The sequence below is a fragment of the Histidinibacterium aquaticum genome, assembly GCF_008710275.1.
Taxonomy (GTDB): domain Bacteria; phylum Pseudomonadota; class Alphaproteobacteria; order Rhodobacterales; family Rhodobacteraceae; genus Oceanicola; species Oceanicola aquaticus.
In genome coordinates this window covers 297,837-320,150 of the sequence record NZ_VYQE01000001.1, presented here as the reverse complement: position 1 = coordinate 320,150, position 22,314 = coordinate 297,837, and the positions used below count along the sequence as shown (strand labels likewise).

Annotated in this window: 23 protein-coding genes; 14 read left to right on the top strand and 9 right to left on the bottom strand. The window is 67.8% G+C overall.

What is annotated here, in order from left to right:
• Positions 1–29: 29 nt before the first annotated feature.
• From F3S47_RS01625 to F3S47_RS01615, 3 genes are read left to right on the top strand one after another with little or no spacing between them, the layout of a single operon-like run.
• Positions 30–947 (top strand): substrate-binding domain-containing protein, encoded by a 918-nt coding sequence (locus tag F3S47_RS01625; protein WP_150443474.1) that lies wholly within the window; start codon positions 30–32, stop codon positions 945–947.
• Positions 948–985: 38 nt separating this feature from the next.
• Positions 986–2,506 carry a sugar ABC transporter ATP-binding protein gene (locus tag F3S47_RS01620; protein WP_150443473.1) on the top strand — a complete coding sequence of 507 codons (1,521 nt, stop codon included), beginning with the start codon at positions 986–988 and terminating at the stop codon, positions 2,504–2,506.
• Positions 2,503–3,477, top strand: coding sequence for an ABC transporter permease (locus tag F3S47_RS01615; RefSeq protein WP_150443472.1), 975 nt, complete (start codon positions 2,503–2,505; stop codon positions 3,475–3,477). The genes F3S47_RS01620 and F3S47_RS01615 overlap by 4 nt, the downstream gene beginning before the upstream one ends.
• A gap of 404 nt (positions 3,478–3,881) precedes the next feature.
• Here the strand turns inward: F3S47_RS01615 and F3S47_RS01610 are convergent, their stop codons facing one another.
• From F3S47_RS01610 to motA, 3 genes are read right to left on the bottom strand one after another with little or no spacing between them, the layout of a single operon-like run.
• Complete coding sequence (locus tag F3S47_RS01610) at positions 3,882–4,319, bottom strand: hypothetical protein (RefSeq protein ID WP_150443471.1); 438 nt, start codon at positions 4,317–4,319, stop codon at positions 3,882–3,884.
• Entirely contained in the window at positions 4,316–4,576 is a 261-nt protein-coding gene (locus F3S47_RS01605; RefSeq protein ID WP_150443470.1) for a hypothetical protein, read from the bottom strand. Before F3S47_RS01605 ends, F3S47_RS01610 begins: the two co-directional genes overlap by 4 nt.
• On the bottom strand, positions 4,569–5,435 hold the full coding sequence (gene motA / locus F3S47_RS01600) for a flagellar motor stator protein MotA (protein ID WP_150443469.1): 867 nt from the start codon (positions 5,433–5,435) through the stop codon (positions 4,569–4,571). The genes F3S47_RS01605 and motA overlap by 8 nt, the downstream gene beginning before the upstream one ends.
• A 98-nt stretch (positions 5,436–5,533) precedes the next feature.
• Here motA and F3S47_RS01595 point away from each other — a divergent pair, with 98 nt between their 5' ends.
• Positions 5,534–6,535: a hypothetical protein gene (locus tag F3S47_RS01595; protein ID WP_191090043.1), complete on the top strand. Its 1,002-nt coding sequence runs from the start codon at positions 5,534–5,536 to the stop codon at positions 6,533–6,535.
• Here F3S47_RS01595 and F3S47_RS01590 read toward each other — a convergent pair.
• Positions 6,494–7,153: a response regulator transcription factor gene (locus F3S47_RS01590; RefSeq protein WP_150443467.1), complete on the bottom strand. Its 660-nt coding sequence runs from the start codon at positions 7,151–7,153 to the stop codon at positions 6,494–6,496. The two genes, F3S47_RS01595 and F3S47_RS01590, sit on opposite strands and share 42 nt — an antisense overlap.
• Positions 7,154–7,562: 409 nt before the next feature.
• On the opposite strand from F3S47_RS01590, the gene F3S47_RS01585 reads away from it, so the two are divergent.
• The 6 genes from F3S47_RS01585 to F3S47_RS01560 all read left to right on the top strand — a co-directional run bounded on the left by F3S47_RS01585 (position 7,563) and on the right by F3S47_RS01560 (position 12,955).
• Positions 7,563–8,018, top strand: a complete 456-nt coding sequence (locus F3S47_RS01585) for a MucR family transcriptional regulator (RefSeq protein WP_150443466.1) — start codon at positions 7,563–7,565, stop codon at positions 8,016–8,018.
• Between the two features lie 60 nt (positions 8,019–8,078).
• On the top strand, positions 8,079–9,116 hold the full coding sequence (locus F3S47_RS01580) for a flagellar motor protein MotB (RefSeq protein WP_223877677.1): 1,038 nt from the start codon (positions 8,079–8,081) through the stop codon (positions 9,114–9,116).
• 371 nt (positions 9,117–9,487) lie between these two features.
• Positions 9,488–10,141, top strand: a complete 654-nt coding sequence (locus F3S47_RS01575; protein WP_150443465.1) for a hypothetical protein — start codon at positions 9,488–9,490, stop codon at positions 10,139–10,141.
• An 82-nt stretch (positions 10,142–10,223) separates the two neighbouring features.
• The gene (locus F3S47_RS01570) at positions 10,224–10,973 is read left to right on the top strand and encodes a sigma-70 family RNA polymerase sigma factor (RefSeq protein ID WP_150443464.1); all 750 of its coding nucleotides are present in this window, start codon (positions 10,224–10,226) and stop codon (positions 10,971–10,973) included.
• Positions 10,973–12,262, top strand: coding sequence for a flagellar hook-length control protein FliK (locus F3S47_RS01565; protein WP_150443463.1), 1,290 nt, complete (start codon positions 10,973–10,975; stop codon positions 12,260–12,262). Before F3S47_RS01570 ends, F3S47_RS01565 begins: the two co-directional genes overlap by 1 nt.
• A gap of 18 nt (positions 12,263–12,280) precedes the next feature.
• Positions 12,281–12,955, top strand: a complete 675-nt coding sequence (locus F3S47_RS01560) for a flagellar hook assembly protein FlgD (protein ID WP_150443462.1) — start codon at positions 12,281–12,283, stop codon at positions 12,953–12,955.
• Between the two features lies 1 nt (position 12,956).
• On the opposite strand, the gene F3S47_RS01555 is transcribed toward F3S47_RS01560, so the two are convergent.
• The 5 genes from F3S47_RS01555 to flgF form a co-directional block, all read right to left on the bottom strand.
• Entirely contained in the window at positions 12,957–13,502 is a 546-nt protein-coding gene (locus F3S47_RS01555) for a hypothetical protein (RefSeq protein ID WP_150443461.1), read from the bottom strand.
• 84 nt (positions 13,503–13,586) lie between these two features.
• Positions 13,587–14,339, bottom strand: coding sequence for a flagellar basal body L-ring protein FlgH (locus F3S47_RS01550; RefSeq protein ID WP_191090042.1), 753 nt, complete (start codon positions 14,337–14,339; stop codon positions 13,587–13,589).
• A complete protein-coding gene (gene flgA, locus F3S47_RS01545; RefSeq protein WP_150443460.1) occupies positions 14,336–14,986 on the bottom strand; it encodes a flagellar basal body P-ring formation chaperone FlgA in 651 nt (216 codons plus the stop codon). Before flgA ends, F3S47_RS01550 begins: the two co-directional genes overlap by 4 nt.
• Before the next feature lie 4 nt (positions 14,987–14,990).
• Complete coding sequence (gene flgG, locus F3S47_RS01540; protein WP_150443459.1) at positions 14,991–15,776, bottom strand: flagellar basal-body rod protein FlgG; 786 nt, start codon at positions 15,774–15,776, stop codon at positions 14,991–14,993.
• Positions 15,777–15,798: 22 nt separating this feature from the next.
• Complete coding sequence (flgF, locus tag F3S47_RS01535; protein WP_150443458.1) at positions 15,799–16,548, bottom strand: flagellar basal-body rod protein FlgF; 750 nt, start codon at positions 16,546–16,548, stop codon at positions 15,799–15,801.
• A gap of 97 nt (positions 16,549–16,645) precedes the next feature.
• On the opposite strand from flgF, the gene F3S47_RS01530 reads away from it, so the two are divergent.
• The 4 genes from F3S47_RS01530 to F3S47_RS01515 all read left to right on the top strand — a co-directional run bounded on the left by F3S47_RS01530 (position 16,646) and on the right by F3S47_RS01515 (position 22,309).
• Positions 16,646–18,394, top strand: coding sequence for a tetratricopeptide repeat protein (locus tag F3S47_RS01530; RefSeq protein WP_150443457.1), 1,749 nt, complete (start codon positions 16,646–16,648; stop codon positions 18,392–18,394).
• Positions 18,395–18,486: 92 nt separating this feature from the next.
• A complete protein-coding gene (locus F3S47_RS01525; protein ID WP_150443456.1) occupies positions 18,487–19,776 on the top strand; it encodes a flagellar hook protein FlgE in 1,290 nt (429 codons plus the stop codon).
• Positions 19,777–19,800: 24 nt separating this feature from the next.
• Positions 19,801–21,219: a flagellar hook-associated protein FlgK gene (gene flgK / locus F3S47_RS01520; RefSeq protein ID WP_150443455.1), complete on the top strand. Its 1,419-nt coding sequence runs from the start codon at positions 19,801–19,803 to the stop codon at positions 21,217–21,219.
• A 10-nt stretch (positions 21,220–21,229) separates the two neighbouring features.
• The gene (locus F3S47_RS01515) at positions 21,230–22,309 is read left to right on the top strand and encodes a flagellin (protein WP_150443454.1); all 1,080 of its coding nucleotides are present in this window, start codon (positions 21,230–21,232) and stop codon (positions 22,307–22,309) included.
• Positions 22,310–22,314: the final 5 nt, after the last annotated feature.

Here is a 22,314-nt window from a genome sequence, read left to right as displayed (position 1 = left end):
AGAAAGCGACACCACGGGGAGGACAGAGCATGACGCTTCGCACCACATTCATCGGCCTGGCGGCCGCCACCGGTCTCGGCGTACCGGCCCTGGCGCAAGAGGTTGCGGTGATCACTCCCTACCTCGCGCAGCCGGGGACGCAGTTCTACGTCGACGGCTTCACGGCGCGCGCCGAGGAGCTTGGCTGGGACCTCAACGTGATCGATACCGCCGGCGACGTCGCCGCGGTGATCAGCCGGATGGAGGACGTGGTCAACCAGGGCGTCGACGCCATCGTCATCAACGTCGACCCGGCGCAGATCGGGGCGGGCCTTCAGACCGCCGAGGACGCGGGGATCCCGGTCGTCGGGATGGATGCCGGGAGCGACCCGCTGGTCGCGGCGAACGTCACCTCGAACGGCTACGCCATGGCGGCCGAGACCGCGGTCTACGTCGCCAACCGCATCGGCGGCGAGGGCAACGTGGTCATGTTCACCTTCGATCCCTTCCCGCCGGTGCAGGCGCGCGGCGTGATCGCCGACGCGGTCTTCGGCAACTTCCCCGACATCCAGGTGCTCGACCGCATCACCCCGGACGTGAGCGACGGCGGGATCGCCGACAGCCGCGCGCAGATGGAAGCCCTGCTCGCCGCCAACCCGGAAGAGGGCAGCATCGACGCCGTCTGGGCCGCCTGGGACCAGCCGGCGCTGGGCGCGCTGCAGGCCATCGAGGCTGCCGGCCGCGCCGACGAGGGGATCGTCATCACCGGGATCGACGCCAACCCCCAGGCGCGCGAGGCCATCGCGGCGGGCGGCAACTTCGAAGCCTCCGTCGCGCAGGACTTCGAGGGCATCGGTCAGACCGCCGCCGACACGGTGGCGCGGATCCTCGAAGGCGAGGAGATCGTGCAGCGGGTGATCTACGTGCCCACGACGCTGGTCACCGTCGCCAACGCGGACGCCGAGTAACCGCTGGCGGGGCGCTCCGGCGCTCCCCAGACGCCTTCATGCCCCAGCTCGACCTCGAAACGATCAGCCGCCGCTTCGGCGCGGTCACGGCCCTCGACGGCGTGAGCCTCTCGCTCCGCCCGGGAGAGGTGCATGCCCTGATGGGAGAGAACGGGGCGGGGAAGTCGACCCTGATCCGCGTGCTCGCGGGGCTCGACCGGCCGGACGAGGGGCGGATCATGCTCGGCGGGGAGGAGATCCCGCCCGGCCAGCCCGCTGCGATGCGGGAAGCCGGGTTGCGGTTCATTCACCAGGAGCTGCACGCGGTGAAGGGCCTGTCGGTGGCCGAGAACATGCATCTCGACCATCCCTATCCCCGGCGGGCCGGCCTCGTGAACTGGGGGGCGCTGAACGCCGCCGCGTCGGAGGCGCTCGCCCGGTTGGGGCTGGAGACGATCGACCCGCGCGCGCCGATGACCGACCTCGGGCCCGGCGACCAGATGCTGGTCCGGATCGCCTCCACGCTCATCGCCGACGGCGACCGGCCCGCCTGGCTTTACGTGATGGACGAGCCGACGGCGGCCCTCACGAGCGGTGAGTCCGAGCGCCTCTTCACGGTGATCGGCCAGTTGATCGGGCAGGGGGGCGGGGTGCTCTACGTCTCGCACCGGATGCCCGAGGTGCTGCGGCTCGCCGACCGCGTGACCGTCCTGCGCGACGGACGCCATGTCTCCACCCGCCCGCTGTCGGAGACGGGGGAGGCCCGGATCATCGAGGAGATGACGGGCCGCGACCTCTCGGCGCTCTTTCCGCCGCGCCGGTCCGATGCCACGCCGGGCGAGGTCGTGTTGCGGGTCGAGCAGCTCTCGGCCGGCCCGCTCGAGGAGGCCACGTTCGAGCTCAGGGCGGGCGAGGTTCTGGGCGTCGCCGGGATCGCCGGATCGGGCCGGGGCGCCCTCCTGCGCGCGCTCGTGGGCGAACAATCCCGGAGCGACGGCACGGTGACGCTTGATGGACGGACCTTGAACGGTGGGCCGAAGCAGGCCTGGCGCGGCGGCATGGCCTATGTCCCGAGGGAGCGCCGGTCCGAGGGGCTCATGCTCCGGCGGGCGATCTTCGAAAACGTCGCGCTGCCTCACCTCTCGGGGCTCGCGCGGCTGCGCTACTTCCTTGATCACCGGCGGCAGCGGCGCGTCGCGCGCGACCTCGGCGGGCAGGTGCAGCTCAAGGCCGCCTCGATCACCCAGGCCTGCGAGGAGCTCTCGGGCGGGAACCAGCAGAAGGTTCTCTTCGCGCGGGCCCTGGCCGGCGCGCCGAAGGTCCTGCTGCTGGACGAGCCGACGCGGGGCGTCGATATCGGCGCGCGATCCGAGCTGTATCGCCTGATCCGCGAGCTCAGCGACGCCGGGCTGGCGGTCGTCATGGCCTCGTCGGACCTCCCCGAGCTTCTCGGCCTCTCCGACCGCATCGCGATCATGCGCGACGGCAGGCTCTCCGAGTTCGTCGAGGCCGAGGGCCTGACCGAGGCGGAGCTGCTCTCGCGCTTCTACCACCTTTCGAAAGAGGAGCAGGCCGCATGATGCAGGTCGCCAGACGGTTCGGCGGAGTCGCGGGCATGCTCGCCGTGATCGCCTTCTTCGCGATCAACCTGCCGGAGACCTTCCTGACGCCGCGCAATCTGCTGAACATCAGCCAGCAGATCAGCATGCTGACGGTCGTTGCGGCGACGATGACCGTGGTGATGGTCATGGGCGACTTCGACCTCTCGGTCGGATCAATGGCCTCGCTCTCGGGCGTGGTCGCGGCGATCCTCTTCACGCAGGACTGGTCCGTTCCCGCCGCAGTTGGGGTCGCGCTGGCCGTCGGCCTGGCCGGGGGGCTCTTCAACGGGATCGTCGTCAGTGTCGTCGGGATCCTCCCCTTCGTGGCCACGCTCGCGACGCTGACGGTCTTCAGCGGGCTCGCCTTCGTCGTGAGCGACGGGCGCACGATCTTCGGCCGCGACATCCCGCCGGGCTTCGGCGACTTCGCGCGGGGCGGTCCGGTGATCGGCATGGCGGACGAGCGGGCGCTGGTCCTGCCGAACCTCACGCTGGTGGCCATCGCGGTGGTCCTTGTCATCTGGATCGTGCTCGAACAGACGAGCTACGGTCGCAGGCTCTACGCCATCGGGGGCAACCGCGACGCGGCGCGGCTGGCGGGGATCCCGGTGGTGCCGCTCAGACTGTCGGCCTTCGCCTTCACCGGCGTCGGCGCGGCGCTGGCGGGGCTCATGTACGCGAGCCGCGTGGCATCGGCCAACCCGACGCAGGGCGACGGGCTGATGCTGACCGCGATCGCGGCTGTCTTCCTCGGCATGACGTTGACACGGGACGGACAGCCAAAGGTGCTCGCCACGCTGGCCGGCGTGGCGGTGCTGGGCGTGCTGGACAACGGGCTGACGCAGATGCGGGTGGACAGCTACGTGCGGGAGGTGCTCGTCGGTGCGATCATCCTCTTCGCCGTCGGGCTGAGCGCGCTGGGCCGCAGGGGCGCCGCGCGCCGGAGGTGACAGCTCAGGTCTGCCGTTCTCGTTCGGTCGCGTAGAGGCGCGAGGCGGTCTTCGGAGCGATCAGCACGCGGACGATGGCGCCCCGGCGCCGGGCTCTCGGCGGTGGGGGCGGCGCCTGATCGCTGCCCAGGTCCGCACCCTGGCGGACGGGTCTCACGATAGGTCTCACGGTCGGTCGATGCGGCAGCTCGATCAGCATTGGTCTTCCCCGGTTCTGCGCGCCGGGACCGGCAGATGACCCCGGGCGCCGAGGAAAGCTCACGCCTTTGCCGCATTTTGGTCAAGTTTGCCCGAGACTGGACCGGTATTCGGAAACGAAACGGCGAAAGAGGGCGTCAGAGTACGCCTGGACGCGACAATCGGGGGCGAAAATGTGGCGCGACTTCGGCGAGAATCGCCGGCGGCTACCCTCGGCGGCGGTGCGTGCCGTAGGCGAAGCTGTTGAGGTCGTCCGTCTTGGCGTCCTCTGCCGCCCGCTTCGCGAGGAGGGCCTCGTGGCGCGTGCGCTCCAATGCGATCTGGACCGTCTTGAGGTTACGGAAGGCCTCGAGGACGCGTTCCTCGAGGCCCTCGGCCTCGGCGTCGATCTTGCCGGCGCGATCCAGGCAGTCGGCAGCCTCGCTGCGCACCGACCGGATGAAGCCGGAGAGATAGGGCTGGGCTTCCAGCGGCACGTCCGAGGTCTCGTTGACCAGCTTGGCCTGGAGCGCGTCGGAGTCTTTCCGCAGGGCCGACGACATTTGCCGGAGTTCGCCGAGGCGCTTCGCCTCTTCGACCATCTCGTAGCGGCCGATCTTCTCCATGAGGGCGAGGGCCGCGATGCGAGAACGCTGGGCGGTCATTGGTCGCCGTGTGCTGCTTCGGTCTCCTCCGGCGAGACCGGCTCCACGGTGCCGGGCTCAGCCGTCATCAGCACGAGGCGGGCGCGCATGGCGTCGAGGATCTCGGAGGGGAGGGGCTGGACGGGGCCGGGGACGGTGATCCGCGCGGGGCCGGCACCGTTCGAGCCGCCGGAGGAGCCGCCTCCGCCCCCGGCCGCCAGGGCCAGGGCCGGGGTCAGGAGCAGCAGGAGAGCGAGGCTGCGTCCGGCCTTAGGCAACCGGAAGCTCCTTCTGGGCGCGCTCGACCTCGTAGAAGTTGGGCTGCTTGGAGGTCGGGATGTTGCCGCGGCCGATCTCGATGCAGATGTTCGGCGAGTGGTTCGCCACCATCGCGACGAAGACGTCCCGGATGATCATGTAGAAGGCGCCGTCCTCTTCCTCGATCTGGCGCAGGCGCCCGGAAATCGGGGCGACGAGGCAGTAGGCCAGGAACACGCCCAGGAAGGTCCCGACGAGCGCGCCTCCGATCATCTTGCCGAGCACGTCCGGCGGCTGGTCGAGGGCGGACATGGTCTTGATGACACCGAGAACCGCCGCGACGATGCCGATGGCCGGCAGGCCGTCGGCCATGGTCGAAATGGCGTTGGCCGAGGCGAGCGCCTCGTGGTGATGCTTCTTGATCTTGCGGTTGATGACGTCCTCGGTCTGGAACTGGTCGTCGAAGTTCATCGACAGCATCCGGAAGCTGTCGGTGATGAGCTCGGTCGCGAAGTGATCCTTGAGGATGCGCGGGTAGCGCGTGAAGATCTCGCTCTGCTCGGGGGCCTCGACGTGCTCGTCCAGCGCCAGGATGCCCTTCGACTTGTAGAGGCGGCTCAGCTCGTAGAGCAGGTTCAGGAGGTCGGCGTAATCGGAGGCCTTCCACTTGGGACCGCTGAGCACCTTGAGGAAACCCGCGCCCGATTTCTTGAGGACGTGGAAGGAGTTGGCGATCACGAAGGCGCCGAGGGCGGCGCCGCCGATCATCATGCCCTCGAAGGGGAGGGCGTGCAGAACGATGTCCATCTTGCCGCCCGACAGCATGAAGCCGCCGAAGACCAAGCCGAAGACCAGGATGATGCCCAGGAGAAGGTTCATGATGTCTCGTCAGCCTCGGATAAGGATAGATGCAGGACAGCATTGACGGATAGGCAAGAAAAAGCAACAATAGATTGAGCAACACAGGGACTTCCATGGTGCGGCTTGGCGCATTCGTGCATCTGATCGACGAACTCGAGATGAAGGGTCTCGTGGGCGAGTGGCCGGCATCGATGAATGTCGCGCTCTGCGTCTCCCGCGAGTCCTGCACCCCCGTCGTTTTCCACTCCGGCGAAGCGGAGGAGGTGCTGGACCGGGTGTCGGAGCGGCTCGGGCTTCCCGTCGGTGCCTTCGCGGCGACGCACCGGGTCGAGGGCATTCCCTACCGGAGCCTGCTGTTCTCGGAGGAGCAGGAACTCCACCGATTGACGCTCGAAAGCCCTGGGCTTGTCGAGCAGGCGCGGGATCACGCCATCAACTTCGCTTTCGCTCAGGAAGAGGGGCTCGACCCCGGGCTGGTGACCCGCCCGGCCGAGCGCAGCACGGAGCCGCGAAGCTGGACGCTCGCCCCCTCTGCCGAGGACAGGCCCCCGGCACCTCAGCCTGCCGCCGAGCCGGGGCGGAGCTTTCCCGAGGGCTACCGGCTGCTTCGAGAAGAGGATCACGGCGCGCTTCTGCTCGACGTGTCGATCGCCTGTTCGGAGGACTGGGTCAGCCTGTCCTGCGGGCCGGAGGAAGAGCAGGCGATCCATGCCGTCGAGGCGGATTCGGTCGCGCTGCGGAAGGATTTCGGCGGGCTCTTCCTGCCCCATGACGCCTATGCCGACCTTGGCGACGACGACATCGCGTTTCGTCTCCTTCTGCCCTGCGAGGCATTTCCCGACTGCATGCTCGACAGGATAGGCGCTGCGGGTCGGTCCGGTGTGGCCACGGTCACGCGAGACGGTATCTTCGTGAGTTTCGGTGAGGCTGTTTCGGCTCCGAAGCCGGTCATCCGCCGCTGGCGGTTGCCGGTCGCGCAGCGCGCGGCGGCGCTCGTCGCGACGAGTTTCGTCTTTTCGGCGCTGCTCGGCGCGGCCCTGCAGGCGGGGCTCGACGGTCGTCCCGCCGAGGTTGTCTCAGCCCTGGACGGGGCCGTCGCTCAGCACGTAGCCGATTGAGCGGATCGTCCTGATCACATAGCGGTCGCCGAACTCCTGCTCCAGCTTGCGACGGATCTTGGCGACATGGACGTCGAATTTCCGGTCGCCGTAAGTCCATGTCGTGCTGTCGGTGACCTGCGAGAGGGCGTCGCGGGTGACGACGCGCCCAGGGGTCTGCATGAGGCGGGCGGCGATCGCGTATTCGATCGGTGTAAGCTGAAGGCGGGCCAATATGGTCCCCGCCTCGGCGGCGTCGATTCCCTCGCGCGGGAGCCGGAGGCGGGCCGAGAACTCCCGGCGGGAGACATCGGCGCGTACCACGTCGTCCGCGCCCGCCTCGAGCGCTTCCACGACGCTTTCCTCGTCGGTCATGCTGTCGACGACGACCACCCGGCAGTCGGGATGCCTGAGCTTGGTGAAGAAGATGAGCCCGATCGTCTGGTCGTCGGACGGCACGACCATGAAGTCGAGCTGCCGGACAGAGCCCGCGAGGCGACGGGCGCGCTCGAAGCTGCGGGTGCGCAGTAGCTCCAGCCCCTCGGTCTGGGCGAGCCAGGTCCGGACGGGCTGCGTCTCCTGGTCCTCAACGACAAGGGCGGTTACCTCCGCCCGCCGGCTTTCACCGTCTTTGAACAATTCGGACAAACCCTGGCCTTGGTCTGCAACGCACTATCCCGTGATAGCTACCGCAGGTCTTTGAAGAGGGGAACTGCCGGGACGGTGTCGCAAGGGAAAGATTGGAGATGTTGGAACCTTCAACCCTCTCTTAATCTTGAGTGACCATATACATGCTTGAGATTAGCGGCTTGTGCAAAGAATAAAGGCCTGCGTGGCAAACAAACGCAGGCGAGGAGCCGCTCTCGGGAAGGAAAGAGAATGCCCCGAACGCAGAAGGCGATGTCGAAGATGAAGCGGGGAAGTGCAGGTGCGATGACGCCGGCGACTAGGCGGGGGACTGCCAAGTCGAACGAATCGGGTTGGTCGCATCTATAAGGATAACTATCCTTCTGGGCATAGTTAAAGATACAGACATCGAGAGACTGACATGAGCAAGACAGAACAAGACGAGGAGATGGTCCTCAAGATCGTCCAGGCATTCGCCTCGCGGCCGGATGCCGCCCCCGATCAGATCGTCGAGCTTTTTTCCAAGTTGCGCCGTGAGCTTGGCTCCGCCGAGACCGAAGGAACACCCGCCGCTGTCGAGGCTCCGTCGGATACCGCCGAGCCGATCATGCCGATCGAGCAGGCCGTGACGCAGGATCGCGTCTTCTGCCTGTGCTGCGGCCGCGGCTTCAAGATGCTGAAGCGCCACCTCGGGGCCGAACACGGCCTGACCGAGCAGGAGTACCGCCTGCGGTTCGGCCTCCCCGAGGACATGCCGCTCGTCGCGCCGAGCTACAGCCGCCAGAAGGCGAGCTACGCCAAGGATGCGGGTTTCGGAAAGTACGACCGTCACGCCACGCAGAAGGCGAAGACAACCGACGCGGAAAAGCTCGCCTGAGCGACTCACGCGGGTCGGGCGGGCAGGGCCTGAAGAAGAGCGGGAAAGAGGCAAGACAACGTGCCGAAGGAAGAACCGAAGCCCATCGTGATCCGTCGCGTCGAAGAGGACGCGCACGACGGTCACCATGGTGGCGGCTGGAAGGTCGCCTATGCCGACTTCATGACGGCGATGATGGCGTTTTTCCTGCTCATGTGGATCATCGCGGCCTCCGACGAGGAGAAGCTGCGCGGTATCGCGGACTACTTCACGCCGAGCGTCGTGACCGCGGACGGGGCGGGCACCGGCCTGCTGGACGGCGAAGCGATCGAGGGGAAGGGAACCCGCGGCGGCGGGGCCGTCCCCGACCTTCCCAGCTTCGGCCAGGAAAACCCGATGGATGCCTACGACAGCCCCTCGCCGGATGCGCCGCCGGCCATCGTGGTGGAATACCTGCAGTCGGACGAGCCGAGCATGGATCCCTTCGCGCGGCTGACGGCGGCCGCCGCGGCCGGCGAGGCGGAAACCGAGGTCTCGGAAGAGGGCTCGGAGATTGCCGAGGGCGGGGCGCTCAGCGAGGAACAGCGCCGTGAAGCCGAGCTGACCGAGCAGCGCGAAGCCGAGTTGGAGGCCCTGCGCGAGGAAGTCGAGCGGCGGCTGGCCGATGCTCCGGAGCTCGCTCGCCTGTCGGACAATCTCGTCGTCGATGCGACGCGGCAGGGTTTGCGGCTCCAGGTCGTGGAGCACGAGGGCACCTCGATGTTCCGGTCGGGCAGCGCCGAGATCGAGCAGGCCACGCGCGAGCTGCTCGAGGTGATCGGGGCGGCGATCCGCGATCTTCCCTACCCGGTGGCCATCAAGGGCCATACGGATGCGGTTCCCTTCGCGAGCGACGAGGCCGGCTACGGCAACTGGGAGCTCTCGGCCGACCGCGCCAATGCGGCCCGGCGTATCCTGAACGATGCGGGGATCGAGCCCGGCAGGATCGTCCAGATCGCCGGACTCGCGGCGACCGAACCCTTCGACGCCGAGGACCCCTCCGCGCCCGAGAACCGCCGGATCGAGGTCCTTCTGCGCTATCCGGAGATCACTGACGCGACGAGGGGCGTCGGAAGGTGACCTTCTGTCAAGCGCAGTTTTGTAAAGGCAGGGCGTTGAGGTTTTTTAGTTAACCTTCGTGTTTCGGCCGTCCGGAACACGCTTCTGCCTTAATCAACCTTAACGATACGCGTGTCCGGCTTTCGTGAAAAAGCCGCAACCAGAGGCGATTCCCACCCGCCACGGTTGAAAAAGCGTTAACCATCGTAAGCTTCACTTGAGCAATCTGCCGCAATAGCTTGGAGACAATAACAAAACCGAGGCAGTAGGCAGAAAGCCGCAATAAAATGAGAGACAGGACCCTCCTTGAGCTCGTCTGGCAGGGGGCGATTGGCCCTTCCAGCACGTGTGACACCCCCATCGCCAATGGGCTGCTTCGGCGGCTCTTGCCCGTGAGCACCGTTACGCTCGAAGCCAGTCACGGGATCGACCGCACGGTCGTTCTGAGTGACGAAACCGAACTCATGCCGACATTGCCACTGGGCGACGTTCTGGCCGAAGAGCTCGACCTCGATGTGCCATACGGTTCGCTCATCGTGATCCAGCCGGAAGGCGCGCTCGATGCCATGCCGGGTGCCGTGTCCTACCAGGTGGGCACCGTGGTCGGCGAGGCCATGCTCGGGCTGATCGAGCGCGGCATGTTCGGCCTGGACGTGGAAAACCGCGCCCTCTTCACCATGGCCGCCTCCTATTCCCGGCTCGCCGAAGGGGCGGAATTCCGTCACCTCGGTCTCTCGCCGGAATGGTTCAGGTCGGGCCTCGGTGCCTCGCTGGGCGCCTACTGGTCCGGCGCGCGGACGAGCCGCACTGAGACGAGCGGCATGTTCGTCAGCCCCGACTTCCTCTCGGATGCCCGGCTTCACGCCTACCTGCTGAGCTGCGACGCGAGCTTCCGCGCGCCGCGGTCGACGCCGGCCTCCCTCATGTCGTTCCATGGCGGTCTCCGGAGCTACGACGAGTGGCTCGAAGAGGCGGAACGCTCGGTCTCGAGCCATATCGCGCGAGAAGTCCAGAGCTCCCGCCACGCCATGAGCCGCGACCGTTAACGTTTGGAAACGACACCAGCGTTTCCCGAAGAGCGATAATGTGCTTATCTATTCTTGGTTAGCAAGAATAGATAAGCACAACATGGCCCTCAGTTACGCAGATGCCCTGAACGAGCCCCTCCTCGGTGTCGAGCAGGAACGGCGCGCCATCGAACGGTGGCAGGGCGAGGGTGACCGGGCGGCGCTGGAACTGCTGCTTCGGTCGCATGCCCGCCAGGCATACGCCCAGGCGACCCGCTGGACCGACAACCCCGTCTACATCGAGGATCTCGTCGCGGAGGGCATGATCGCCCTCATGCGGGCCGCCGAGCGGTTCGACCTGTCGCGCGAAGTGCGCTTCTCGACCTATGCCTCGTGGTGGCTGAAGTCCGGGATCTCCGAGGCCTATACCCGGATCAGCGCGGTGATCGACGTGCCATCCAAGGCCTTCGGCGAGGCGCGGTCGGGGCGGCGGGCCTGCGAGACCCAAAGGGATGCGCTGCGGTCCGCCCGCAACATCGTCGCGCTCGATCCGCTCCCGAGCGGGCCGGACGATGAACAACTGGCCGACAGGCTCGCTTGTCCCGACCCGACACCGGAGGACCGGCTCGTCGTCAATTCCAGCCGGGGGGCCGCGGAGCGCATGCTTGGCGATGCGCTGCTCTCCCTCACCCCGACCGAGCGGAGGATCCTCGACCGGCGCAAGCTGGCGGACAACCCCTGTTCGGCCGAGACGCTGGCCGCGGAACTGGGCATGAGCGTCGCGCGCCTGAGGCAGGTCGAGACACGGGCGCTGAGCCGGTTGCGGCGTCGGTTGCTCGAAATCGGCTTTACCAAGGCGATGCTGAACTGATGGCCGGGCTGATCTCCATCCTCACCCCCGGGGCGACCACCGCGCCGACGGTGACGAAGCAGGGGGCCGCGAGCTCCGCCGGGACGCTCTTCTCCGAAACGCTGAGGTCCGTGCTGGCCCTGCAGGGCGCCACTTCGTCCGGGGCGGGGACATCCGGCGATCCGGAGAGCCTCGGGCCACTCGCGGACCTGATGGATGCGCTGTCCGGGCTGGAGGCGCTCGTCGGAGAGCAACTGGCCGCCGCCGGGACGCCCGAGGAGGCCGAGCAGATCCTCGGCGACGCCATGGCGGCTGTCGCCGATCTGCTGGCCGGGTTCGACGAATTGACGGGAGCGGGGACGCTGGAGGCAGTCGTGGCTCACCTCCAGGGACTGGGGGCCGGAGGGCAGGGCGGTTCGACGCTCGTGGCCGAGGACCTTTTCGCCGGGATCAGGGGCGCCGTTGTCGAGGCCGCCGCCGGCACGGTGCAGGCCGCCGGCGAGAGCGCGCCGCAGAGGCCCCTTCCGACCGGCGCGCCGCAACATGGCCATGTCACGGACGCGCCCGCGACCGCGCAGACAGGAGCCCTGGACCGTTCCGCGCAGGTTGCCGGGGGGCCTACGATATTCCGCATGGACGGCCAGCCCGCACCGAGGTCCAAGGTGGCCGAGGCGACGCCCCTCGCGCCCACAGAACTCACTGACAGCCCTGCCGGGCAGGAGACGTCCGGAGCCCGGCTGACGGCCCGCCAGGTCGACGTGGCGGTCGCGGCCTTCGCGAATGCGGCCGATGGAACCGCGCAAAGGCCCGCGTCGGAGGTCCCCGAGCTTGCAAGGCCGGTCGAAGGCCTGTCCCGGCCCGCCGTCGCCGAGCCGACGACACCGAATGCCAGCCAGCCGCCCGCCTCCAACCCCGCCGCCTTCGCCAACCGGATCGCCGCGCAGATCAAGTCCGTCGGCGTGGGCGAGGGCCGCACGCTTGTCCAGCTGAGGCCGGACGGCCTGGGTCAGATCGAAGTGGAAGTCACGCGCGGAGAGGAAGGCGCCCTCCGCATCGTGATGAAGGTGGAGAACCCGGTCGTGCTCCAGGCGCTTCGGACCGACCGGGACATGCTGCTTTCGGTGCTCGGCGAGGCCGGCAGCGACGTGGCCGAGGGAGAGCTCGAGTTCGGCACCTTCGGCGGCGGCAGGGACGACGGCGGGACCGACCGCGACGAAAGCGAGCCCGGCGATATGGGGGCTATCCTGGAGACACCGGGCGTCGCCCGGACCGAGGTTCTCGAAGACGGGCGCGTCGACATTCTGACCTGAGGCGAAGGGAGCCTTCTCGTGGAGATTACAGGAAACGCGAACACGCCGCAGGCGCAGAGCACCCGGCCGACGGGGCAGGGCGCGAGCAATGCGGCGCTCGACGAAAACTACGAGAATTTCCTGCGGATGCTCACGGCGCAGGTGTCGAACCAGGACCCGCTGGAGCCGATGGACTCGACGACCTTCGTCACCCAGCTCGCGCAGCTGACCCAGGTCGAGCAGACCGTCCAGACCAACAAGAACCTGGAGCAGATCATTTCCGGCGTCGAAGCCTTCGGAGCGATGGCCGACGTGCAGCTGCTGGGGCGCGACGTGACCTATCGCTCGGGCACGGTCTCTCTGGAAGGCGGAACCGCCGACTATGCCTTCAGCCTCGACGGCGATGCGGCGGCGAGCACGCTCGTGCTGAAGGACCGGGACGGCGAGGTCGTGCGCGAGTTGACCGGGCTCCCGACCGAGGCCGGCCGACGCCATTCCGTGACATGGGACGGTCTAGATTCCGCGGGCCGGCCCCTGGGCGACGGGACGTATATTGCCGAGCTCCGCGCGGTCGACGCACAGGGAGAGACGGTCGGCTATACCGGATTTGCCTCTTCCCGGGCCCGCTCGCTGGAGTTCGGGCCAGAAGGCGGGACGCTGACCATGGCGAACGGCGACGCGGTGCCTGCCGTCAACGTGGCCGAGGTCCGGTAGATCAGGTCCGCGGGACGTCCTGTTTGTAAAGCGACAGGAAGAGCACGTCTTCCACGTCCGGGAAGCTCTGGCTGAGCTCCTCGGCGACGAAGGCCGCGAGCTGGTCCGAGTCGACGGCCGCCCCATGCATGAGCCGAGTTTCCGAGGCGCGGTGGATCGCCGATAGGCTGGCGTCGCGGAGGGCGGTGAAGCCGGAGTCGGCGCGGTATTCCTCGACGAGGTCCGGGGCCCCGAAGGCGACTGCGATGTCCATGACGTAGTAGCTGATTGAATGTGCCCGCTCGATCGGCAGGGTCATCCGGCCCAGCCGCAGCACGGCCATTTCCTCCGACTCCTCGCCGTGAGCGTCGGCCTCGGTGTGGGCCTCCGCGGCTTCCTCCGGCGCCTCGTGCTCAGGCTCGGGTGTCGCCGCATGCGTCTCTTCGGCGGTGTCGGTGGCTGTCTCGGACGCGTGCTCTGCGGCCTCCGGCTTGATCGATAGACCGGCTGCATAGCCTGCCGCTCCGAAAACGATCGGAGAGACGACAAGTAGCGCAAGTGTCTTCATGCGATCCAAGGCCCCCGTTTTGGATGCTCAGACCGTGCATGCAGATTGTGTCAGGATTTCTCCCTCTTCGGGGCCGTTTCCGGATCAGTAGGGGAGGATCACGTCCATCGCGTCCTCGCCGTAGCCGCGCTCCTGCGTGCGCGAGAGAGAGCCGCGACCGCCGTAGGTGATGCGGGCTTCGGCGATTTTCTCGTAGGGGACGGTGTTGTTCATCTGGATGTCCTGGGGACGGATGATGCCGGCGACGCGAAGCTCGCGGAGCTCGTTGTTCACCTTCACCTCCTGCCGGCCGGCAACCACCATGTTCCCGTTGGGCAGCACGCGGACGACCATGGCCGCGATCTTGAGCTTGATGGACTCGTTCCGGCGGATCGTCCCCGCGCCGGAGGCCGCGGTCTCGGACTCCACCCCGACCAGCGGGTCGCCGAGGTCGTCCTGCTCGACACCGGGGAGAAGCCGGCCCAGCTGGTTCTCGTAGCCGAGTGCCGTGGGGAAGGCGACGGAGGCCTCTCCCTCGCGCTCCCGGCTGCTGGCGTTCGCGAGCTGGGCCTCGTCGTCGATCTCGATGTCGATCGTGAGGATGTCGCCCACCTGGGTCGCACGCTGGTCGCCGAAGAAGCCGCGGGCGCCAGGCGCCCAGAGGGAAGCGGACTCGGCCCGGGTCGGGATCACGACGGGCTCGGGGTCGGGCAGGGGGACCTGAACGCTGGCCGCTTCGGGGACCGTCTCGGAGGTCAGGGCGACGTTCGAGATCTCGGGGTCGCGGTCGAAGGCCGGGGCGACTGCGCAGCCGGCGGCGAGGGCCCCGGCGGAAAGCGTCATGAGGGGGCGGATCATCGGCGGACCTCCACAATTCCATCCGTCTGGGCCACACCGGTGACCGGCTTGTTGCTGACCAGGTTCACGACACGGATATCCTGTCCGCGGTGCGCGCCCGAGAGCGCCCGTCCCGGCGCCGACAGGGCGAGAACGCCATCCTCGTAGCGGATGGAGACGTCGTCGCCTCTTTCGATGACGAGGGGCTCGATCACCGACTGGGTCATGATCGGCCGGCCCTGGGAGAGGACGCGGCGGACCTGCATCCCGACCAGCGCGTCGGCGTCGGTGACGGCGAAGGCGCCGACCCGGCCGAGGGGCAGGCGCACGGTGTGCAGGTCGCCTGGCCCGATCAGTTCGTCCGGCAGCAGGCGGCGCACCGGGACCGGGACCGGCACCGTGGCGACCGCCACGCCGATGACCCGGCGGGTCTCTCCGGTCGGGAGCACGGCGTTCGCCGCGAACTGGCCGGTCGAGGAGTCCATCCAGAACTCCGCCAGCATCAGGACGTCGGTGACGTCGCTCTCGCGCAGGCTGATCTCGAATTCCGCCTCCGCCGGGAGCGTTGCGCCCAGTTGGCCGCGTGCCCGTTCCTCGACGAGCACATCGAGGTCTTCCGCGAAGGACGGGCCGGCGAGAAGGCAGGAGATGAGGATCAGGGCGCGCATCCGGTCAGCGAACCTGGTTGGCGGTGTTCATCATCTGGTCGGCGGTCTCGATCGCCTTCGAATTCATCTCGTAGGCGCGCTGCGCCGAGATCAGATCGGTGATCTGCTGGATGATGTTGACGTTGGAGCCTTCGAGGTGGCCCTGGCGGATGATGCCCAGGCCCGGATCGCCGGGCACGGCGGGGACCGGCTCGCCGGAGGCTTCGGTCTCGAGGAAGGTGTTGTTGCCGATCGGGCGGAGGCCGGACTCGTTCATGAAGCTGGTAAGCGTGAGCTGGCCGAGCTCGACCGGCTCGGGATCGTTCTCCACGAAGGCCATGACCACGCCGCTCTCGTTCACCTCGACCTTTACGGTATTCTCGGGGATCACGATGCCGGGCCCGACCTCGTGGCCCTGCAGGGTCACGAGCTGGCCTTCCGCGTTCATGCGGAAGCTGCCGTCGCGGGTATATCCCTCGGAGCCGTCGGGCAGGTTGACCGTGAAGTAGCCGCGTCCGTCGATCGCCATGTCCAGGTCGTTACCGGTGGCGATGAGACCGCCCTGCGTGTTCAGCCGGACCGTGCCGACGGTCTGCACGCCGAGACCGATGTCCACGCCGGTCGGCCGCACCGTCCCTTGGTCCGAGGTCTGTGCGCCCTCGCGGACGACGTTCTGGTAGATCAGGTCCTGGAACGCCGCCCGGCTGCTCTTGAAGCCGGTGGTATTCGCGTTCGCGATGTTGTTCGAGATGACGTCGACGTTGGTCTGCTGTGCCAACATGCCGGTCGTCGCGATGCCTAGCGCCTTCATGTCGCCGTTTCCTTCCTATCGCTCAGGCCTGGCCGAGACGCTTGAGGGCGTCCTTGCGCAGATCGTCTCCGGTGGTCATCAGGTTGACCGCCCGTTCGTATGATTTCTGGATGGCCATCATGCGGGTCATCTCGACGATGGGCTGCACGTTGCTGCCCTCGACGGAGAACTGGACGACCTGCGTGGCGCGATCGGGGAGGGGAGCCTCCACCGGAGCGCCGCCGCCGGGAGGAATGAAGAGCCCTCCGCCGACCCGCTCGTAGGACTGCAGGTCCGGCACCTCGAAGACGCCGAGTTGGCCCAGGGCGCCTCCGTCCGGGGTCGACATGGTGCCGTCTCCGGAGATCACGAGGTCCGCAGCCGCTTCGGGCGGGATCGCGACGGGTTGGCCGCCGGCGTCGAGCACCCGTGCGCCGGACTGGGTGACGAGGTTGCCCTGCGCATCGACGCTGAAGCGACCGTCGCGGCCGAAGGCCTGCTGCCCGTCGGGCGTCAGGTAGGAGAACCATCCCTCGCCCTGGAGGGCGACGTCGAGCGGGTTGCCGGTGTGCTGGATGGATCCCTGCGTGCTGTCGAGGTAGGAGCCCCGGTCGAGAACGAAATGCGCGCCGTTGTCTTCGCCGGCGTCGCCCTTGTGCAGGTAGCTGTCGAAGACGACCCGTTCGCCCTTGAACCCGGCCGTATTGGCGTTCGCCATGTTGTTCGCGGCCACGTCCATCGACCGCCGCATCACGGTCGCCAGGGAAAGCGCGACATAGCTCGAATTTTCCATGTCTGCGTCAACCTCGACTTGAGCGTTCTTGCATTAACTTGCTTTATCGGTGATAAATGCATGACTAAACATGGATTGTCAAGGAAATAGCCGCCAGATGTCCGTCTCCCTCCGGGCCATCCTCGCCGGGCTGCTGTCGGTTTCCGCCGCAACGGCGGCATCGGGCGATGTCTCGGACATGGGGTATTCGCTGGAGGCCCGTGAGACCGCCGACTTCCTGAAGGATCGCCGCCAGTTGCTCGAGGAGATGCTCGCGGCAGACCCGGAAAGCCCGGAGGAGCGCCGGGCGCTGCTCGACCTGGCCTCATTCTATCTCGCGCATGTCATGGTGCCCGAAGGCCTGTCGGCTCTGGACGGCATCGACCGTGAGGCCCTGGGCGTAGGAGAGCGCGCGCGCTTCGACCGTTTGCGGATGCAGTTGCGGCTGGTCGTCGAGGGGGCAGCCCCGCCCCAGGGCATGGAGGTGGGCGGCGCCGGTGCGCTCTGGACCGCAATTGCTGCGATCCGGCGGGGGGAGTCCCGTGCGGCGGCGCCGGTCTTGCAGCGGGCCTACTTCGATCTCTCGTCCTACCCGCGCCAGATCGAGGAAGCCCTCCTGCTCGATCTCTTCGCGGCGACGATCGCCAATGCGCAGTGGCAACTGGCCGGTACGATGGCGAGCCAGATCGAGACCATCGGCGCGCTCAGAAGCACGCCCCGGTTCGAGTACCTGATGGGGCAAGTGTCCGAGCAGAGCGGCGATCTTGTCGCGGCCTTCGACCGCTACGAGCGGGCCTCCCGCGGGGAGACGGCGGATGCCCACTTGGCGCGGCTGGCCCTGGTCCGGATGGGTCGCTCCACCGAGACGCTGAGCCCGGAGGAGGGGCTGGACCTGCTCGATGTCATGCAGGGTCTCTGGAAGGGCGGAGAGCCGGAGAGAGCCACGCTGCGGATGCTGGCCCAGGCACAGGTCGAGGCGAACCGGACCGTTGATGCGATCGAGACCTATGCGCGGATCCGGGACCGCTTTCCGGGGACGGAAGCCGCCGCCGAAGCGCGCCAGCTTTCGGGGACCCTGATCCGGGACTGGTATGAGCTGGGCGCGGAAGAAGAACTGGGGCTAGCCGAGTTCTTCGCCGGCCATCGCCGGATCGCGGCGCGCTATCGGTTCGAGCCGTCCTTCTCCGAAAGCGCCGAGCTTTTTGCCGAACGGCTGGTGCGGGGCGGCGTGACCGGCGCGGCTGCGGACGAATACCGGGCGCTCCGGGAGCACATGACGGCGGCCGGAGAACTTGACCTCTTCGATGTCGACGCGGTGACCCTCGACCGGCTTCTGCTGAACGAGGCCGAGGCGCTGATGCGGGGAGGGCGGTTTTCCGAGGCCGAGAGCGTCCTCTCTGGCGGCCTCCTATCCGGAGACCCGGACCTGCGGGCCAGGTTCGGAACGATGTCGGCGGAGGTGCTCTCGGAAACCGGTGGCACGGAACGGCTGGTGGCGATGGAACGGGACAGCCGCTCGCCCGGCGTTCTCCGCATCCTGGCGCGCGCCCATTACCAGAGCGGCGACTGGGACGCGGCAAGGTCCGGCTACCTGGAGCTCTGGGACGCCGACGGCGACCTCGCGCAGAGCGACGCCATAGAACTCATGCTCGCGGCCCATCGACTGGGCGACGCCGCGACGGTGGAGCGGGTCGCGGGTGCATTCCCAGAACTCGAGGCGACCAAGATCCTCGCAGGTATCAACGAGGACGCGCCCCGTCCGCCGGGGACGCCGCTCAGGCGGCAGCACGCGGTGGATGCGCTGGAGAGCGCGGACCGCATGCTCCAACAGGTCACGGGAGAGACGCGTGACGATGAAGGCACATAGATTGGTTCAATCTATGCTTTAACCTTCATGAAAAGATCTTGCCGCATTTCAATGTTTAACTATGCGCCAAGGAAAACGAGAGGCAGAAAACCATGAGCATTCTAGGCGCCATGAAGACCGGCGTGAGCGGGCTGCAGGCGAACTCCAAGGCTGTCGGCACGATCTCCGAGAACATCGCGAACGCGAATACGGACGGCTATCGGCGGAGCTTCTCCCAGATGGTGACGTCGACCTCCTCGAACCCCGACTCGATGGCGGGCGTCCTCGCGGCGCAGCGCACTGACATGGCGACCCCCGGTTCCATGCGTCCGACGGGAAGTCCGACCGACCTTGCGCTGGAGGGCGAAGGGTTCTTCGTCGTGTCGAGCCGTCCGAACGATCCGGTCGCCACGAACTACGTCCTGACGCGGGCCGGGTCCTTTCTGCCTGACGAGAACGGCAACCTGAAGAACAGTGCCGGCTACTACCTCGCCGGTTTCCCGACCGACGGCGATGGCAACACGGGCGGGATAGACCGGACCGGGTTCGGCGACCTCGACACCGTGAACATCACCGACCGCAGCATTCCCGGCGCGCCGACCTCGGCCCTTTCCCTGAGCGGCAACCTGCCCTCGCAGGAGACCGGTCTCGCCACCCCCGGCGACCCCTTCGTGAGCTCCGCGGAGTATTTCACCCCGCTCGGCGCGTCCGAGCGGCTTGAGCTTGTCTGGCAGCCGGGCGGCGTCGGAGCCGAGAACGAGTGGACGCTCACCGTTTCGGGACCGGACGGCACCTACATGGGTGACATCACCGCGACCTTCGCGGATTCCGGACCCTCGGCCGGCGCACCGATCGCCTATGCCGGAACGGCCGGTCCGAACTTCGCCTTCGACCCTCTGACCGGGCAGGCGACGCTCCAGATCAACAACGGCACCACCCCGCAGACACTGACCTTGGACCTCGGCGCGCCCGGCACCTACGACGGGATGACCCAGTTCGCGGGCGACTACACGCCCCCGGTCATCAAGCGCGACGGCTCCGAGGCGGGCCAGCTGACGCGCGTCGAGATCGACGAGGCGGGGACCGTCTTCGGCTTCTTCGACAACGGCCAGCGGATGCCCCTCTACAGCGTGCCGGTCGCCCAGGTCGCCAACCCGGAGGGCCTGGTGGCCGGCAACGGCAACGCCTACAAGCTCTCCCGCTCGAGCGGGTCGATGACGCTCGGCATCGGCGGGGAAGGCGGCGCCGGCGGCGTCTATTCTGGTGCGCTCGAAGGCTCGAACGTGGATATTGCCGAGGAACTGACCGACCTGATCGCGACCCAGCGCGCCTATTCGACGAACGCGAAGGTCGTGACGACGGCGGACGAGATGCTGGACGAAACAACCCGTATCAAGCGCTGATCACTGTAGGACCGGTTCAGGCCAATGAGTCTCACAGGCGCCCTCATCGCGAGCCGCAGCGGTCTCCAGGCCGTCAGCCGGTGGTCGGAGACGACCGCCGGCAACATCTCGAACGCGAACACGCAGGGCTACGTCCGGCGCGACGTCGGGTTCGCGACACAGGGCGGGGGGAGCACGTCAGGCGTCCGTGTGACCGGCCTCTCGCGAGAGAGCTCCGCCGCGCTCGCGCAGATGCACCGCGAGCACCTCGGGATGGCGGCGACCCAGTCGACCGTCTCCGCCCTGCTCGAGGGTTACTCGGCGGCGCTCGGTCAGCCGGGCGACGGCACTACCCTGAGCGACAGGCTGGGCGCGCTGGAGAACTCGATCACGGCGCTCATCACCGATCCGGGGTCCGGTCCGCGGCAGAGGGAAGTCCTCGACGCCGCCCAGGCGCTCACCGGCACGTTGAACATGCTGTCGGACAAGCTCGACGACGTGTCGGGCGCGATCCGGCGGGACACGACGCTGGAAGTCGAGCGGGTGAACGGGATCTTCGGCGAACTTGCCGCCCTGAACGAGCGGATCAACCGGATGGAGCCGAACACGGCGGCCGCCGCCGAGCTGCGTGACCGGATGGACGCCCGGCTCGACGCGCTGTCCCAGTCCATGGACTTCAAGGTCCGAGAGAGAATCGACGGCGGGCTCGACATATTCACTCAGGACGGGACGGCGATGGTCGTGGGCGACCGGGCCGAGACACTGGAATACGATCCGGTCGCGGGGTTGAGCCTCGGCGGCATCGACGTGACGCCGGGCGCCGCTCCCAACCGGGGCATTTCCGGGGGACGGCTCGCGGGCCTCATGTCTCTCAAGGACGGGACGCTTCCGCGCTTCCGGCTCCAACTCGACGAGGCCGCGCGAGAGCTCGTTGAGGGCTTCAGCGCCTCCGACCCGACGGTGGCCCCCGGCGGGGTGGGGCTCTTTACCGATGCGGGGGCCGCCTACAACCCCGCGCTGCGCGAGGGTCTCGCCGGTCGTATCGCGGTCAACGACGCCGTGCGCCCCGAAGCGGGTGGGGCGCTCTGGCGGCTGCGGGACGGGATCGGGGCTGGGGCGGAGGGCCCGGCGGGCGGAACCGCGACGCTGGAAAGCGTCCTCGACGGGCTGGCGCTGCCCGGGACCTACGACCCGGCGGCAGGGCTGCAGGACGGCGTGACGGTCGCCAGCTTCGCGGCGCAGCTGATTTCGGACCAGCAGGCAGTCCGTTCGAAGGCCGAGGGCGACCTCGCCGGGATCCGCACCGCGAGCGCAGCGGTCGCCGAAAGCAGAACACAGGCCGAAGGCGTCGATATCGACAGCGAGATGCAGCGCCTTCTGGCGATCGAGCAGAGCTACGCCGCCAACTCGAAGGTGCTCACCACCGTGGCCCGCATGATCGACGACCTGCTCGCTTCCATCTGAGGACATCGGGATGCCCGTGATTTCCAACCCCGCACCGATCTACAGCCAGCTCACGAGCCTGCGCCACGGCGTCGCCGTGCTGCGGGAACGGCTCGATACTGCCGGCCAGGAGGTCGCCTCGGGCAAGCGGACCGACATCTACGGCGCTCTGGGATCGGGCGCCGGCGAGCTGATCGAGCTGCACGCGATGCACGAGCGCCAGGTGAAGCAGATCGACACGAACAAGGTCCTGGCGGCCCGGATGGATGCCATGTCGGCCGTGATGGGCTCGGTCCGCACGATGGCGGACGAGGTCCGCGCCGCCGCGCTGGGAGTCACCAGCGCCGGTGCCTCCGACAATGGCGCGCTGAAGGCGGCCGCCGCCTCGGCGCTGGACCGGATCCTCGGCCAGCTGAACACGAGCCATTCCGGCACGCAGCTCTTCTCGGGCATCGAGACCGCCGTCTCTCCGATGACGGCCTGGGATGAGGCCCACCCGGTGACGGGCCTGGTCCCGAGCCAGGTCATCGACGGGGTGATTGGCGGGGGTGTGGTCAGCGCGGCGGACGCGACCGCGAAGGCGGCCGAGCTCGCCCAGGTCTTCGACGGCACGGCCCTGCCGGCCGCCCGGACATATGAAGAGACCTTCTACAGCGGCGCTCCGCTGCTCGACGGCGGCGGTGTGCCGGTGCCCCGGCAGTCGGCCCGGATCGACGAGGGCGTGACGCTGGATTACGGCGTACAGGCGAACGACCCCGCCTTCCGCGATATCTACCGAGGTCTGGCGATGCTCGCGGCCACGGATGCGACCGAGATCCCGGATGCCGCCGCCCGTCAGACCTGGATGGAGGAGGCGCTCGGCGCCCTGTCCAGCGGTCTCGATGGGCTGCTGGAAGCCGAAGCGCGCCTGGGTGGCGCACAGAAGGGGCTCGACGAGACCATCGCCCTGCTGGAATCCCGGAGAGATCTCTACGCCGGACAGATCGGGGCCATGGAGAACGTCGATCCCTACGAGGCTGCGACCCGCCTGACAGAGCTGGAGACCCGGCTGGAGGCCTCCTACCTGGTGACGCGCCGCCTGTCCGAAATGAGTTTCCTGAAGTTCATGTAGGCCGC